Source organism: Thiosulfatihalobacter marinus, assembly GCF_016019955.1.
In the GTDB taxonomy this organism is placed as follows: domain Bacteria; phylum Pseudomonadota; class Alphaproteobacteria; order Rhodobacterales; family Rhodobacteraceae; genus Shimia; species Shimia marinus_A.
This window is the reverse complement of the sequence record NZ_JAECRZ010000011.1, coordinates 80,588-94,714: the sequence shown is the minus strand read 5'-3', so window position 1 is coordinate 94,714 and position 14,127 is coordinate 80,588. Positions and strand designations below refer to the sequence as shown.

The 14,127-nt window shown below is 64.6% G+C and carries 17 protein-coding genes; all 17 read left to right on the top strand.

The window, feature by feature from the left end:
- Window positions 1–290 precede the first annotated feature (290 nt).
- The 17 genes from I3253_RS15360 (at window position 291) to I3253_RS15280 (ending at window position 14,065) form a co-directional block, all read left to right on the top strand.
- The gene (locus I3253_RS15360; protein ID WP_332255708.1) at window positions 291–1,106 is read left to right on the top strand and encodes an urease accessory protein UreD; all 816 of its coding nucleotides are present in this window, start codon (window positions 291–293) and stop codon (window positions 1,104–1,106) included.
- Between the two features lies 1 nt (window position 1,107).
- Window positions 1,108–1,410, top strand: coding sequence for an urease subunit gamma (locus I3253_RS15355; protein ID WP_197918761.1), 303 nt, complete (start codon window positions 1,108–1,110; stop codon window positions 1,408–1,410).
- A 44-nt stretch (window positions 1,411–1,454) separates the two neighbouring features.
- The gene (locus I3253_RS15350; RefSeq protein ID WP_197918760.1) at window positions 1,455–1,619 is read left to right on the top strand and encodes a hypothetical protein; all 165 of its coding nucleotides are present in this window, start codon (window positions 1,455–1,457) and stop codon (window positions 1,617–1,619) included.
- Window positions 1,616–1,921 (top strand): urease subunit beta, encoded by a 306-nt coding sequence (locus tag I3253_RS15345; protein ID WP_197918759.1) that lies wholly within the window; start codon window positions 1,616–1,618, stop codon window positions 1,919–1,921. Before I3253_RS15350 ends, I3253_RS15345 begins: the two co-directional genes overlap by 4 nt.
- A gap of 325 nt (window positions 1,922–2,246) precedes the next feature.
- On the top strand, window positions 2,247–3,959 hold the full coding sequence (gene ureC, locus I3253_RS15340) for an urease subunit alpha (RefSeq protein WP_197918758.1): 1,713 nt from the start codon (window positions 2,247–2,249) through the stop codon (window positions 3,957–3,959).
- Window positions 3,960–4,080: 121 nt separating this feature from the next.
- Window positions 4,081–4,305, top strand: a complete 225-nt coding sequence (locus I3253_RS15335; protein ID WP_197918757.1) for a DUF1127 domain-containing protein — start codon at window positions 4,081–4,083, stop codon at window positions 4,303–4,305.
- A 52-nt stretch (window positions 4,306–4,357) separates the two neighbouring features.
- Window positions 4,358–4,828, top strand: a complete 471-nt coding sequence (locus I3253_RS15330) for an urease accessory protein UreE (protein ID WP_197918756.1) — start codon at window positions 4,358–4,360, stop codon at window positions 4,826–4,828.
- Complete coding sequence (locus tag I3253_RS15325) at window positions 4,776–5,462, top strand: urease accessory protein UreF (protein ID WP_408647839.1); 687 nt, start codon at window positions 4,776–4,778, stop codon at window positions 5,460–5,462. The genes I3253_RS15330 and I3253_RS15325 overlap by 53 nt, the downstream gene beginning before the upstream one ends.
- On the top strand, window positions 5,459–6,094 hold the full coding sequence (gene ureG, locus I3253_RS15320; protein WP_197918755.1) for an urease accessory protein UreG: 636 nt from the start codon (window positions 5,459–5,461) through the stop codon (window positions 6,092–6,094). Before I3253_RS15325 ends, ureG begins: the two co-directional genes overlap by 4 nt.
- Before the next feature lie 119 nt (window positions 6,095–6,213).
- Window positions 6,214–7,230, top strand: a complete 1,017-nt coding sequence (locus tag I3253_RS15315; protein ID WP_197918754.1) for a C4-dicarboxylate TRAP transporter substrate-binding protein — start codon at window positions 6,214–6,216, stop codon at window positions 7,228–7,230.
- Window positions 7,231–7,297: 67 nt separating this feature from the next.
- Window positions 7,298–7,933 (top strand): TRAP transporter small permease subunit, encoded by a 636-nt coding sequence (locus I3253_RS15310; RefSeq protein WP_197918753.1) that lies wholly within the window; start codon window positions 7,298–7,300, stop codon window positions 7,931–7,933.
- The gene (locus I3253_RS15305; protein ID WP_197918752.1) at window positions 7,926–9,353 is read left to right on the top strand and encodes a TRAP transporter large permease; all 1,428 of its coding nucleotides are present in this window, start codon (window positions 7,926–7,928) and stop codon (window positions 9,351–9,353) included. Before I3253_RS15310 ends, I3253_RS15305 begins: the two co-directional genes overlap by 8 nt.
- A gap of 140 nt (window positions 9,354–9,493) precedes the next feature.
- A complete protein-coding gene (locus I3253_RS15300) occupies window positions 9,494–10,168 on the top strand; it encodes an energy-coupling factor ABC transporter ATP-binding protein (RefSeq protein WP_197918751.1) in 675 nt (224 codons plus the stop codon).
- Window positions 10,168–10,764: an energy-coupling factor transporter transmembrane component T family protein gene (locus I3253_RS15295; RefSeq protein ID WP_197918750.1), complete on the top strand. Its 597-nt coding sequence runs from the start codon at window positions 10,168–10,170 to the stop codon at window positions 10,762–10,764. The genes I3253_RS15300 and I3253_RS15295 overlap by 1 nt, the downstream gene beginning before the upstream one ends.
- Window positions 10,765–10,851: 87 nt before the next feature.
- Complete coding sequence (locus I3253_RS15290) at window positions 10,852–11,388, top strand: biotin transporter BioY (protein WP_197918749.1); 537 nt, start codon at window positions 10,852–10,854, stop codon at window positions 11,386–11,388.
- Window positions 11,389–11,397: 9 nt separating this feature from the next.
- Window positions 11,398–12,903: an AMP-binding protein gene (locus I3253_RS15285; protein ID WP_197918748.1), complete on the top strand. Its 1,506-nt coding sequence runs from the start codon at window positions 11,398–11,400 to the stop codon at window positions 12,901–12,903.
- Window positions 12,884–14,065 carry a thiolase family protein gene (locus tag I3253_RS15280; protein ID WP_197918747.1) on the top strand — a complete coding sequence of 394 codons (1,182 nt, stop codon included), beginning with the start codon at window positions 12,884–12,886 and terminating at the stop codon, window positions 14,063–14,065. Before I3253_RS15285 ends, I3253_RS15280 begins: the two co-directional genes overlap by 20 nt.
- The last annotated feature ends 62 nt before the right edge of the window (window positions 14,066–14,127 follow it).

Below are 14,127 nucleotides of genomic sequence, written 5' to 3'. Positions count from 1 at the left end.
TCGGAAAACGGGGTCGCGTGATCATGGAACCGCCCGCGCCACGGCGCGATTCGGCTTGGCCGGAAAATGCGCGCGCCCCGGGCAAAGTGCAATCGGAATTGCCGAACGGTCCGCGCTTCTCGGTTTGCCCATTTTTTCACCACTCCCGGCAATGATGCCCAAATTATGAACCCGCCCTCCAGAATCAGCCCAAAAATGCGGCACCCACCCTTCGGCGCTGTCCACGGGACTGCCAGTCTCTGCGCAACCCAAGGAGACTTCGCATTCCCGCTCTTGCTGAAATACCAGTGGTGCCCCAGGACGCCCCGGCACAACCCCGCGCCATCGGCACCGCGCTGATCCGCACCAAGCGGCGCGGCGCGCGTACCGTGCTCGACGATTTTCGCCTCTCCGGCTCCTGCCGCGTACTGTTTCCCCGCCGGGATGCGCCGGGCTGCGAGGCCGTTCTTCTCAATACGTCCGGTGGTGTCACCGGGGGCGACCGTTTTGACGTTGCCGCCATTGCCGGGCCCGACACCGCGCTCACGCTCACCACACAGGCCGCCGAGCGCGCCTATCGCAGCAACGACGCGCTTCCCGGCCGCATCCGTACCCGGCTGAGCCTCCAGGACGGCGCGCGGCTTGACTGGCTGCCGCAGGAAACCATCCTCTATCAGGGGGCCGCGCTGGATCGCGCCTTGCGGATCGACATGCAGGGCACATCCCGGCTTCTGCTGGTCGAACCGATGATCTTTGGCCGCACCGCCATGGGCGAAACCGTCACCAGCGCCCGATTGACGGACCGGATTTCGATCCGCCGCGACGGCCGCCTCCTGTTGGAGGATCGCATCCGCCTGACCGGCAACATCCAGGCCCAGCTGAACCGCCCCGGACTGGCGGGCGGCGCGCGCGCCATGGCGGCGCTGGTATATGCAGGCCCCGACGCCGACACAAAACTTGCCCCCCTGCGCGCGCTTCTGCCCGATACCTGCGGCGCCAGCCTGATCCGCGACGGCCTGCTCTTTGCCCGGCTGCTGGGCGAGGACGGCCACGCGCTGCGCCAGATACTTCTCCCCGCCCTGCGTGCCCTGCGCGGCGCCGATCTTCCCCGTACATGGATGCTCTGACATGCAACTGACCCCCCGAGAAAAGGACAAGCTCCTGATCGCCATGGCCGCCCAGGTGGCCCGCAAGCGCCTCGCGCGCGGTGTGCGGCTGAACCACCCCGAGGCGATTGCGCTCATAACCGATGCCGTTGTCGAAGGCGCGCGCGATGGTCGCTCTGTCGCGGACCTGATGCAGGCAGGCGCACAGGTGATCACCCGCGATCAATGCATGGATGGCATCGCCGAGATGATCCACGAAGTACAGGTCGAAGCCACCTTTCCCGACGGGACCAAACTTGTCACCGTCCACGACCCGATCCGCTAAACCCCGACCCGGGCTTCTGCCCGAGCATCTTGAAGGAGACCCACATGACCCGTTTGCTTGCCCCCGCCCTTGCCATTCTCGCGTCCCCGGCATTTGCCGATGTCGGTCCGCATCTGCACCCCCACGGGTCCGAGACCCTCTGGTTGTTCCTGATCGTGGGGACGGCCGCGGTGGCCGGTCTTGTCGGCTATTTCTGGGGTCGGCGATGATCCCTGGAGAGCTGTTCCCGGCCCAAGGCACGCTGGAACTCAACGCCGGGGCCAGCGTAACGATGCTGATGGTCGCCAATACCGGCGACCGCCCGGTACAGGTGGGCAGCCATTACCACTTTGCCGAAACCAACCCGGCGCTGGATTTCGACCGCACCGCCGCCCGCGGAATGCGCCTCGACATCGCCGCCGGCACCGCCGTGCGCTTCGAACCGGGCCAGCGCCGCGAAGTGGCGCTGATCCCGTTTTCGGGCGCGCGCCGGGTATACGGTTTCAATCAACAGGTCATGGGCGAACTTTGACCGCCACGCCCACATACAATAACGCGCTCCCGGCCCGAGGCTGGCGGTGTTTTCACCCCCGCCCGGCCGGGCGGGTCAGGGGCGAACCGGGTCGCCGCGTGGCGCCGTGGTCGCACCAATCCGGCGTGGTTCGCCATGAATGCAACAGCGCAATCGGCGCCAACGGAATCCCTCAAGCTCAGACTGATGCGGGTCATGTGTTCCCGCTTGTGCTCAACACAGCCGCCTTCTCCAAACATCTCAAACGATTCTCGGTGGTTTATGTTTCCGGTCCCTCGGAACCGGCCCGGGCCGCCGCAATCGCTTCCACAGGATAAACCCAGACATGCCCGCCACCATCTCCCGCTCCGACTATGCCGCCATGTTCGGCCCCACCACCGGCGACAGGCTGCGGCTGGCCGATACCGATCTGATCATCGAGGTTGAACGCGACCTGACCGGGCCAAACGGCGAAGAGGTAAAGTTCGGCGGTGGCAAGGTGATCCGCGACGGCATGGGGCAGGCCCAGACCACCCGCGCCGACGGCGCCGTGGACACGGTCATCACCAATGCGCTGATCCTGGACCATTCCGGCATCTACAAGGCCGATGTGGGGCTTCGGGACGGGCGCATCGCCCGGATCGGCAAGGCCGGCAACCCCGACACCCAACCCAATGTCGACATCATCGTCGGCCCCGGCACCGAGGTCATCGCGGGCGAAGGCAAGATCCTCACCGCGGGCGGTTTTGACAGCCATATCCATTTCATCTGCCCGCAACAGATCGAAGACGCGCTGCATTCCGGCCTTACCACAATGCTGGGCGGCGGCACCGGCCCGGCGCATGGCACGCTGGCCACCACCTGCACGCCCGGCCCCTGGCACATGGGCCGCATGTTGCAGACCGCCGATGCCTTTGCGATGAACCTCGCCTTCGCGGGCAAGGGCAACGCCTCGCTGCCCGCCGCGCTGGAGGAACAGGTCCGGGGCGGCGCCTGTTCGCTGAAGCTGCATGAAGACTGGGGCACCACCCCCGCCGCCATCGATTGCTGCCTTTCGGTGGCCGACGCGATGGACGTGCAGGTGATGATCCACACCGACACGCTCAACGAATCCGGCTTTGTCGAACACACCGTTGCCGCCATGAAAGGCCGCACCATCCATGCCTTTCATACCGAAGGCGCGGGCGGCGGCCACGCGCCCGACATCATCAGGATATGTGGCGCGGAACACGTGCTGCCGTCCTCCACCAACCCCACGCGCCCCTTCACCGTGAACACCGTCGACGAACACCTGGACATGCTCATGGTCTGTCACCACCTTGACAAGTCGATCCCCGAGGATGTCGCCTTTGCCGAAAGCCGCATCCGCCGCGAAACCATCGCCGCCGAAGACATCCTGCACGACATGGGCGCGTTCAGCATCATCGCGTCGGACAGCCAGGCCATGGGCCGCGTCGGCGAGGTGCTGATCCGCACCTGGCAAACCGCCGACAAGATGAAGAAACAACGCGGACGCCTGCCCGAGGAAACCGGCGCCAACGACAATTTCCGCGTGCGCCGCTATATCGCGAAATACACGATCAACCCCGCCATTGCCCACGGTCTGAGCCACGAGATCGGCAGCATCGAGGAAGGCAAACGCGCCGATCTGGTACTGTGGAGCCCGGCATTCTTCGGGGTCAAACCCGAAATGGTTCTTCTGGGCGGCACTATCGCCTGTGCCCAGATGGGCGATCCCAACGCCTCCATTCCCACGCCCCAGCCGGTCTATTCCCGCCCCATGTTCGGGGCCTATGGCCGGTCGGTGGAAAACTCTGCCGTCACCTTCGTATCCCAGGCCGCACAGGACGACGGCATCGCCGCCGCGCTTGGCCTGGCCAAGAAAACCGTCCCGGTCAGGAACACCCGCACCATCGGCAAATCCGCCCTCAAACTCAACGATGCCACGCCAGAGATCGAGGTAAACCCCGAAACCTACGAGGTGCGCGCCAATGGCGAACTGCTGACCTGTCAACCCGCCAAGGTGCTGCCCATGGCGCAGCGCTATTTCATGTTCTGAGCCAAAGCCTTGCACGCAACACAAACCGGACATACCAAAATGGCCCTACATATGTTAATCAAAATGGCCCATATTCATCCCCAAGGGAGGACCAACGTTTTACTCCAATACGAGGGTCCAAATGGCACATATCGCAACCAACTCCGCTTCCAGCCTGTCGCTGGGCAAACTTCTCGCCGCGCCTTTCGTGGCGTTTGGCAACGCCGTGGTGAAACTGAGCGAAGCCAGCAGCCGCGCGCAACTGGTCGAGAAACTGCAAAACATGTCGGATGCCGAACTGGCGGAACGGGGCATCACCCGCGACCAGATCGTGCACCACGTGTTCCGCGACTACATGTATCTCTGACACGGGTATCTCTGGCACAGGTATTTCCGGCACTGGCCGGGGGGGCACGCGCATGACCGCCCCCCTGCCCACCGCACATGCCTATCACGGCCATGCCCATGGCCCGGTCTCGGGTCAGGTTTCCCTGACCTATGAAAACCGCTTCCTGCGTCGCAAGACACTGGCGATGACCGATGGCACCCGGTTTCTGGTCGATCTGCCCAAGACAACGTCACTGGATCATGGCGGCGTGCTCCATCTCAGCGACGGCCGCCAGATCGAGGTTCAGGCGGCGCCGGAACCGCTCTTGCAGATTACCGCGCCCGATCTCACCCGCATCGCGTGGCATGTGGGCAACCGCCACACCCCCTGCCAGATCGAACCGGGCCGCCTGCTGATCCAGCCCGATCACGTGATCCGCGAGATGCTGATCCTTCTGGGCGCCGGCGTGACCGACGTGACCGAGCCGTTCACCCCCGAAGGCGGCGCCTATGGCCACGGGCGCACCCACGGCCACGATCATTCCCATTCCCATGCCCACTGATCCCGTCCTGACGCTGGCACAATGGCTGTCGCCCGCCTATCCGGTGGGCGCGTTCAGCTACAGCCACGGGCTGGAATGGGCGGTTCACACAGGTACCGTGCACGACACCGGCAGCTTCCGGGCATGGCTCTGCGACATTCTCGAACATGGCGCGGGGCGCAATGACGTGATTCTGCTCGCCGCGGCCTATCACGCGCCGGACGAAGACAGCCTGCAAGGGCTGGATGAGTTGGCCCGCGCCCTGGCCCCCAGCGCCGAACGTCTGCTGGAAACCGAACAGCAGGGCATGGCCTTTGCCCAAACCACTTCGCACGTGTTCGGCACCGAAACCGGGGCGCTTACCTATCCTGTCGCGGTGGGCCGGGCGGCCGGCCTGATGGATCTGCCGCTGCCCGAAACCGCCCGCTTCTTCCTGCACGCCTTTGCCGCCAGCCTCACATCGGCGGCGATCCGGCTGGTGCCGCTGGGCCAGACCGCCGGGCAATCCATCCTGCACATCGTGACCCCGCTCTGCCAGACCATCGCCGACCAGGCGATCACGCAACCGCCCGAGTCCATCGGCAGCGCCACCTTCGCCGCCGACATCGCCTCGATGACCCACGAAACCCAGTATTCAAGGCTGTTCCGCTCATGACATCTCCCAACGGACCACTTCGCATCGGCATCGGCGGCCCCGTCGGCGCCGGGAAAACCACCCTCACCGCCGCGCTGTGTCTGGCACTGCGCGACCGGCTGTCCATCGCCGTCGTCACCAACGACATCTACACCCGCGAAGATGCCGAGGAACTGATGCGCCGCCAGGTTCTGCCGCTGGACCGCATCAAGGGTGTGGAAACCGGCGGCTGCCCGCATACCGCCATCCGCGAGGATGCCAGCATCAATCTCGCCGCCATTGCCGAACTGACGCAAACCTTCCCCGATCTCGACGTGGTGCTGATCGAAAGCGGCGGCGACAACCTGTCGGCGACGTTCAGCCCCGAACTCGCCGATCTGACAATCTACGTCATCGACGTGGCCGCGGGCGAAGAAATCCCCCGCAAGGGCGGCCCCGCCATCACCCGCTCCGACATTCTGGTGATCAACAAGACCGATCTGGCCCCGCATGTCGGCGCCTCGCTTGATGTGATGCAGCGCGACGCCACCCGAATGCGCGCCGGGCGCCCCTTTGTGTTCACATCCCTGCGCCACGGCGACGGGGTCGGGGCGCTATTGCCCCTGATCGGCGAGATCGGCGGCCTGCCCCAACTGACAGCAAAAACGGCCTGAACCATGGGCAATCGCGTCAACCGGTTCGCATACCAACAAATACGGACTACACAGGTGCCCGTTGGTGGGCTAGGCTGATCCCCGGACGCGGCACAAAAGCCGCGCAACGGGAGGAAAACATGAAGACTATTCTGGGACGCGCCGCCGTGGCGGCGCTTGCGCTTGGGTTTGCGACCGAGGCCATGGCGGTTGAATGGAACGTGTCCGTCTGGGGCAAACGCCGCGCCTTTACCGAACATATCGAAAAACTGGCCGAACTGGTCAGCGAAAAGACCGGCGGCGAATTTACCCTGAACATCAGCTATGGCGGCCTGTCCAAGAACCGCGAAAACCTTGACGGCATCTCGATCGGCGCCTTTGAAATGGCCCAGTTCTGCGCCGGCTACCACCGCGACAAGAACCGGGTGATCACCGTTCTGGAACTGCCCTTCCTGGGTGTTTCCAACCTTCAGGAAGAGGTCGCCGTCTCATCCGCGGTCTATGCCCACCCGGCTGCGACCGAGGAAATGGAACAGTGGAACGCCAAGCTGCTGATGACCTCGCCCATGCCGCAATACAACCTCGTCGGCACCGGTGAACCCCGCACGACACTGGCGGATTTCGAAGGTATGCGCGTACGCGCCACCGGCGGGATCGGCCAGGCGTTCGAGGCCGTGGGCGCCGTGCCCACCTCCGTGACCGCAACCGAAGCCTACCAGGCGATGGAAAGCGGCGTGGTCGACACCGTGGCCTTTGCCCAGCACGCGCATCTGTCCTTTGGCACGATCAACCAGGCCGACTGGTGGACAGCCAACCTGAACCCCGGCACCGTGAACTGCCCTGTGGTGGTGAATATCGATGCGTATGACGCGCTGCCCGATGAATATCGCGCCGCACTTGACAGTTCCGTTCCCGAGGCGCTGGATTACTATCTTGCCAACTACGGCGAACTGCTCAAGAAATGGGATGACGTGCTGGTCGAGAAAGGCGTTGAAAAGGTCGAGCTTGACCCCGCCGTGATCGCCGAGTTCCGCGCCAAGGCGGCGGATCCGATCCGGGAGGCCTGGATTGCCGACATGGAGGCCCAGGGCCTGCCCGGACAAGAGCTGTATGACCTCGTCGTCAAAACGCTCGCCGACGTTCGCGCCAGCAACTGACCTGACGGAAACACGCAGCGGCCCCGGCATGACCCGGGGCCGTTTTGCATGAACAAGGGAGACCGACATGGCCGGGGCCTCTGCCGTACTCGAAGATTCCAGCCTGCTCAGCCGTCTGGACCGACATCTGCTCAAACTGGAACGGGTTTTTGCCTTGTTCAGCGGCCTTGCCGTGTTCAGCCTGATGTTTCTGGCCGCCTACTCGGTCGGCGGGCGCAAATTCTTTGCCTCTCCGCTTTCCGGCTATGTCGACTGGATCGAGTCGCTGATGCCGCTGATCGCCTTTATGGGCATCGCCTATGTCCAGCGCGACGGCAGCCATATCCGCATGGACATGATCATCGGCCGGCTCAAGGGCCGTGCGCTCTGGGGCGCGGAACTGTTGTCGGTGGTTCTCGTCCTGCTGCTGATGATCGCGCTTGTGATGGGCAGCTGGGCCCATTTCGATCGCTCCTTTGATTGCGCGCGCCCGCTTTGCTCACGTGACAGCTCGATCGACATAGGCCTGCCGATCTGGCCTTCCAAGCTGCTTGTCCCCGTCGCCTTTTCCGTGCTCTGCCTGCGCCTGGTCATCCAGATTATCGGCTATGGGCGTGCGCTTGTGCTGAACCTGCCGTCACCGGTGGCCGTGCCGCTGGTGCAAAGCATCGAACAACAGGCTCTGGCCGAGGCCGAGCAGATGGGAGGCAGCGACAATGGATAACATCACAATCGGGCTCTGGGTCACGGGCGGTATGCTGGTGCTGGTCGTGCTGGGGATGCGGGTGGCCTTTGCCGCCGCGCTGGCCGGGTTCATCGGGCTGGTCTGGATATTCTGGGCCAAGTTCGGCTACGCCCCAGACAAGTTCCTCTACTGGAACGAACGCCGCGAAATCTGGGACGGCGCGCTGGGCAAATCCATCGCCATTGCCGGATCGGTGCCTCATTCCAAGGTCTCTTCCCAGGCGCTCAGCCTGATCCCGACATTCATCCTGATCGGCTATCTGGCCTATTACGCCAAACTCACCACCGCCCTGTTCGAGGCCGCCAAACGCTGGATCGCCTGGGTGCCCGGCGGGCTGGCGGTCTCCACCGTGTTTGCCACCGCGGGCTTTGCCGCCGTATCCGGTGCCTCGGTTGCCACCGCCGCCGTGTTCGCGCGGATCGCGATCCCGGAAATGCTGAAGGTTGGCTACAACAAGCAATTCGCCGCCGGGGTGGTTGCCGCGGGCGGCACGCTCGCCTCGCTGATCCCGCCCTCGGCCATTCTCGTGATCTATGCCATCATCGTCGAACAGGACGTGGGCAAGCTGTTGCTGGCAGGGTTCATTCCGGGCGCGTTTTCCGCCATCATCTATGGCGGCATGATCGTGGGCATCGCCATGGTGTTCAAAACCGTGGGCCCGCCCGTCACCGGGTTCACGTGGCGCGAACGGCTTGTTTCGCTGCCGCCCGCCCTGCCCATCGTTGCCGTCGTGGTGATCATCATCTTCTTTGTCTACAACCCCTTTGGCGACGCCTGGGGCACCCCGACCGAAGGCGGCGCCGTGGGCGCGTTCATCGTCTTCCTCATGGCGCTCTATCGCGGGATGCGCTGGACCGAGCTGAAATCGGCCCTGCTGGAAACCGCCAAGTTGACGGTGATGATCTTTACCATCATCTGGGGTGTGCTGATCTATGTGCGCTTTCTGGGCTTTGCCGATCTGCCGGGCGCGTTCTCCGACTGGATCACCTCGCTCACCATGTCGCCATGGCTGATCCTGATCTTCATCCTGCTCGCCTATGCCGTGCTGGGCATGTTCATGGATGCCATCGGGATGCTTCTGCTGACGCTGCCCGTGGTCTACCCCGCCGTCATGGCGCTCAACGGCGGTGAAGCCGTGACCGCCGCCGAAAGCACTTTCGGCATGAGCGGGCCGATGGCCGCGATCTGGTTCGGCATCCTCGTGGTGAAAATGGCCGAGTTCTGTCTGATCACTCCGCCCATCGGCCTCAACTGTTTCGTTGTCGCCGGCGTGCGCGATGATCTCACGGTGCAGGACGTGTTCAAGGGCGTCACCCCGTTTTTTATCGCCGACGCCGTGACCATCGCCTTGCTGGTGGCCTTCCCGGGCATCGTGCTCTGGCTGCCCAGCCTGGCCTGATCGGCACTGTCGCAATGCCGACGTGATACCGACGTGATACCGACGCCCTTTTTCAGGGCGTCGGGACACCCGTGCCGTGCCGCCTTCACCCCTTGCGTGATTTGCGCTATGAGCGGCCAAACAAGCCACGGGACCGGCACATGATCCAGATCCAGAATGTCAGCCTTGCCTATGGCGACCGTCCGGTGCTGCGCGACATTTCCCTGTCCCTGACAGAGCGGCGCATTGCCGTGATCGGCGCCAACGGATCGGGCAAATCCAGCTTTGCGCGCCTGCTGAACGGTCTGGTCCTGCCCACTTCCGGCAACGTGATCGTCGATGGGCTGAACACCCGTGACAACGGCAAGGACATACGCCGCAAGGTCGGCTTCGTCTTTCAGAACCCGGACAACCAGATCGTCTTTCCCGTGGTCGAGGAAGACCTGGCGTTCGGTATGAAAAACCTTGGTTTTTCAAAGGACAAGATTGCCGAGCGGGTCAACGAAATCCTGACGCGCTATGATATGCTGGAGCTGCGCGAACACCCCGCGCACCTGCTGTCGGGCGGGCAGAAGCAGCTTCTGGCGATCTCGGGCGTTCTGGTGATGGAACCGGCGATCGTGGTGCTGGACGAACCCACCACCCTGCTTGATCTGCGCAACCGGCGCCGCATCGCCCGTGCGCTGGACGCGCTGGAACAGACCGTCATTCACGTCACCCACGATCTTGACGTGATTGCGGGCTATGACCGCGCCATCGTCATCGACGACGGCCGCGTCGCAATCGATGACACACCCGCACAGGCGATCCCCGCCTATCAAAGGCTGATGTCCTGATGCTGGATCTTTATTCCCCCGGCACCTCCGTCCTGCACCGCCTGCCCCCCGCGCCCAAGCTTCTGGCCCTGATGATTGGTGCCACTGTCATGTTTTTGAACGAAAACCTCCTTCTCACGGCGGCGGCGGCCATGGCTGTTCTGGCGCTCTATCTGCTGGCGCAGCTGAGCCTGAAACAGGCCCTTGCCCAACTGCGCCCGCTGGTGTGGATCTTCGCGATATTCTTTGTTCTGCAATGGGTGTTCTCGGGGTTGGAACTGGCCGCCTATGTCGTCCTGCGCCTTGCCGCGCTGATCCTTCTGGCCAGCCTTGTCACCCTCACCACCCGTTCCAGCGACATGATAGACACGCTGACCCGCGCCCTGCGCATCCTCAAACCCATTGGCGCCAACCCGGCAAAGATTGGCCTTGCGATCTCGCTGGCGCTGCGTTTCATCCCGGTGCTGGCCCAGATCACCGCCGACGTGCGCGAAGCGCAAAAGGCCCGTGGCCTGGAACGATCCGTCATCGCCGTGGCCATGCCGGTGGCCATCCGCACGCTCAAGATGGCGGACGATATTTCGGATGCTATCGAATCCCGGGGATATCGTCCCTGAATCTCACCGTTTTTCAGCGATTTCACTTGCCCGGTTGCGCTCATGTTTCTACGAGACCCGCCAACTGACTTCCAACCGGGGAACATCATGGACACCAAAAGCATCGTCTACATCGCGCTCTTTGCCGCCCTTACCGCCGCCCTGGGGCTGATGCCCCCGATTGCCTTTGCCGGGCTGGGCCTGCCGCCGATCACCGCGCAATCTCTGGGCGTGATGCTGGCCGGTGCCGTTGCCGGGGCGCGGCGGGGCGGGTTTGCGCTTTTGCTGTTCATCGCGCTTGCGGCTGTCGGTCTGCCGCTTCTGGCCGGGGGGCGCGGCGGCATCGGCGTGTTCTTCGGCGCTTCGGGCGGTTTCCTTCTGGCCTGGCCGCTCAGCGCCGCGTTCATCGGCTGGCTGTTGGGCCGCGACCGTGGCGCCAGCTTTGTCACCATGGCGCTGTACATCGCTTTGGGTGGGATTGTCGTGATGTATGCGATCGGCATCCCCTGGATGGCCCTTGTCGGCAAGCTGGGCCTGACCAAGGCCATGGCCATCATGGTTGCCTATATTCCGGGTGATCTTGTCAAAGTGGTATTGGCAACTATGATTGCCCGGGGCCTGCGCCGGGCCTTTCCCAATCTCTGAGGACACCGCTTGCCCCTACGCAACGCGATAGACATGCATGCCCGCCAGCGCCCCGATGCGCTGGCGTTCGACATTTCCGGCACGCGCCTGACCTACGGCGCCCTTCGGGATCGCATCACCCGGCTGCACGGCGCGCTTGCGGCCCTGCCGACACGTGACCGCCCACAGGTCTCGCTGCCCGCTGACGCGCGGCTTTTTGCCGTTTGCGTCGGCAATCACCCGGCCGCGGCACCCCTGCTCACAACAGCCCTTGCCACCCCACATTCCGTCGCGCTGCTTGATCCGCACTGGCCCGACGCCCTGCAACAAGCAATGCTTGCGCGCCTGTCGGCAGATATCCTGTTCTGCCTGTCTTCACAGTCCGCTCTGATTGACGCGGCCACCCGCCTGAATATTCCCGCCATTCCCGTGGATACCGGCGCGTTCGACGCGTTTTTAGCGGCCCCCACGCCCATCCCGTGGACCCAGCCCGCCGATACGTTCCTTGTTGGCTTCACCTCCGGCACCACCTCCCGGCCCAAGGCCTTTGCCCGCGCGCGCCAGTCATGGCGCGCTTCGCTCGATGCCTCGCGCGCGGCCTTTGCCCTGACCGAACACAGCCACACCTTCGCCCCCGGCCCTCTGGCCCACGGTATCTCGCTTTATGCCATGGCCGAAACGCTTGACCTTGGCGCCGCGTTCCATGCCGTCACCCGCTTCGATCTCGCCAGTGCACAGCGCGCCTTGCGCGAAACACGCCGCATCGTGGCGGTGCCCACCCTGCTGGGCGCGCTGGCCCATGGCGATCCGCTGGATCACATCGCGGAAATCACCACCGCCGGGGCCAAGCTGGATACCGCCCTGCTGGACAAGGCCCGCCATTACTTTCCCCGTGCCCGTGTTCACGAATATTACGGTGCCTCCGAACTGGGGTTCGTGTCGGTCAACACCCATGGCCCGCACAGCTCCTCGGCCCCCGCCCATAGCGTTGGCCACCCGTTTCCGCATGTTTCCCTGTCGATCCGGCAGAATGGCCGCGAAGTCCCCCAGGGCCACCCCGGCACGATCTTCGTGCGCGGGGATCTGGCGATCGACGGCTATCTCTGGGGCGGTCACAACAGCGGATTCCGCCGCGAAGGTCCATGGGCCACGGTGGGCGACGTGGGGCGCCTGAACACCGATGGAAGCCTCTCGCTTCTGGGGCGCGAGGGCGGCATGGTCATCACCTCGGGCCACAATGTCTATCCGCAGGAAATCGAAACCGCGCTGGCGCAGGTGCCGGGCCTGTCGGGTGCCGTGGTGCTGGGCCATGCCCATCCCACCCGCGGGCAGGAGGTTGTCGCGCTTGTCCAGGGCACCACGCCACTTGATGAAATCCGCGCCCGGCTGGCTCTGCACCTGCCGCGCTACAAACTGCCCCGCCGGTTCTACCGCGTCGCTCACTGGCCCCTGACCAGCTCGGGCAAACCCGACCGCGCCGCGCTTCAGAGCTGGCTTGATCTGGGGGACGACCGCCTTGTTTCACTTGCCGCCTGAACGCCAACCCGTCATCATCGCCGCCCGCCGCAGCGCCATCGGACGCGCCGGCGGCATGTTTGCCGGTCTTGATATCGAAGACATCGCCGCCCCAGTTCTGAGCGCCGTTCTCCGGGACGCCGGGATCGCGCCCGATCGGATCGACGACGTGATCCTGGGCAATGCCGCCGGGCCGGGCGGCAATGTCGCCCGGCTGTCGCTTTTGCAGGCGGGCTGGCCGGACACTGTCCCCGGCCTGACCGTAGACCGCCAGTGCGGCTCCGGCCTTCAGGCGGTCATTCAGGCCTGCCACATGATCGCCGCCGGGGCGGGGCAGACCTACTTAGCCGGCGGCGTCGAAAGCCAAAGCCGCGCGCCCCTGCGGCGCCTGCCCGCCACGAAACACCTGCCAGACCACAGCTATGCCCGCGCCCGCTTTGCTCCGAACGCCATCGGCGATCCCGACATGGGCCTGGCCGCCGAAAACGTCGCCGCGCACTACGCCATATCGCGCGCACGCCAGGACAGCTTCGCCCTGCAATCCCAATCCCGCGCCGCCGCCGCTCAGGCGGCAGCGGCCTTTGCCGGCGAAATCGTTCCCATCAACGCACAGACAATCGACGAATGCATCCGCGCGGACATGACCGCCGCCCGCCTCGCACGCCTGCGCCCGGCCTTCCGCCCCGGCGGCACCGTGACGGTTGGCAATGCCTGCCCGCTGAACGACGGCGCCGCGGCGCTGGTCGTCACCTCCGCGTCACGCGCGCGCGCTCTGGGCCACACCCGCGCTCTGGCCTTTATCGATGCCGCCACAGCCGGTGTCGATCCCAACCTGCTGGGCATCGGACCAGTTGCCGCGACCCGCAAACTGCTGGGCAACCGCCCGGATCTGTCGCTTGACAGCCTCACCCACCTGGAATTCAACGAGGCCTTCGCCGCTCAGGTTCTGGCCTGTCTCGATCAACTTGGCCTGCCCGACACGCTGCCCAACCCACAAGGCGGCGCCATCGCACTGGGCCACCCGTTCGGTGCGTCCGGCGCGATCCTCGTCACCCGCCTGTTCTCGCAACTGATCCGCCAGCCAGCCCCCGGCAACGCCCTGGCCATGGCGATGATCGGGATCGGCGGCGGTCAGGGTCTCACCGCCGCCTTCGCGCCGATCGCCCTGTCTTCTTTTGGCTGAAAATATCCCGGGGTGAATTGAGCCGTCAGGCTCAAGAGGGGCTGGCCCCTGCAATGAGAAAC

Bases quoted from the DNA above. Each gene is read 5' to 3' on its own strand.
- I3253_RS15330 (WP_197918756.1), top strand. From the start codon at position 4,358: ATGACCGCCCCCCTGCCCACCGCACATGCCTATCACGGCCATGCCCAT.
- ureG (WP_197918755.1), top strand. From the start codon at position 5,459: ATGACATCTCCCAACGGACCACTTCGCATCGGCATCGGCGGCCCCGTC.
- I3253_RS15355 (WP_197918761.1), top strand. From the start codon at position 1,108: ATGCAACTGACCCCCCGAGAAAAGGACAAGCTCCTGATCGCCATGGCC.
- I3253_RS15315 (WP_197918754.1), top strand. From the start codon at position 6,214: ATGAAGACTATTCTGGGACGCGCCGCCGTGGCGGCGCTTGCGCTTGGG.
- I3253_RS15290 (WP_197918749.1), top strand. From the start codon at position 10,852: ATGGACACCAAAAGCATCGTCTACATCGCGCTCTTTGCCGCCCTTACC.
- I3253_RS15335 (WP_197918757.1), top strand. From the start codon at position 4,081: ATGGCACATATCGCAACCAACTCCGCTTCCAGCCTGTCGCTGGGCAAA.
- I3253_RS15325 (WP_408647839.1), top strand. From the start codon at position 4,776: ATGGCCACGGGCGCACCCACGGCCACGATCATTCCCATTCCCATGCCC.
- ureC (WP_197918758.1), top strand. From the start codon at position 2,247: ATGCCCGCCACCATCTCCCGCTCCGACTATGCCGCCATGTTCGGCCCC.
- I3253_RS15345 (WP_197918759.1), top strand. From the start codon at position 1,616: ATGATCCCTGGAGAGCTGTTCCCGGCCCAAGGCACGCTGGAACTCAAC.
- I3253_RS15310 (WP_197918753.1), top strand. From the start codon at position 7,298: ATGGCCGGGGCCTCTGCCGTACTCGAAGATTCCAGCCTGCTCAGCCGT.
- I3253_RS15295 (WP_197918750.1), top strand. From the start codon at position 10,168: ATGCTGGATCTTTATTCCCCCGGCACCTCCGTCCTGCACCGCCTGCCC.
- I3253_RS15300 (WP_197918751.1), top strand. From the start codon at position 9,494: ATGATCCAGATCCAGAATGTCAGCCTTGCCTATGGCGACCGTCCGGTG.
- I3253_RS15305 (WP_197918752.1), top strand. From the start codon at position 7,926: ATGGATAACATCACAATCGGGCTCTGGGTCACGGGCGGTATGCTGGTG.
- I3253_RS15350 (WP_197918760.1), top strand. From the start codon at position 1,455: ATGACCCGTTTGCTTGCCCCCGCCCTTGCCATTCTCGCGTCCCCGGCA.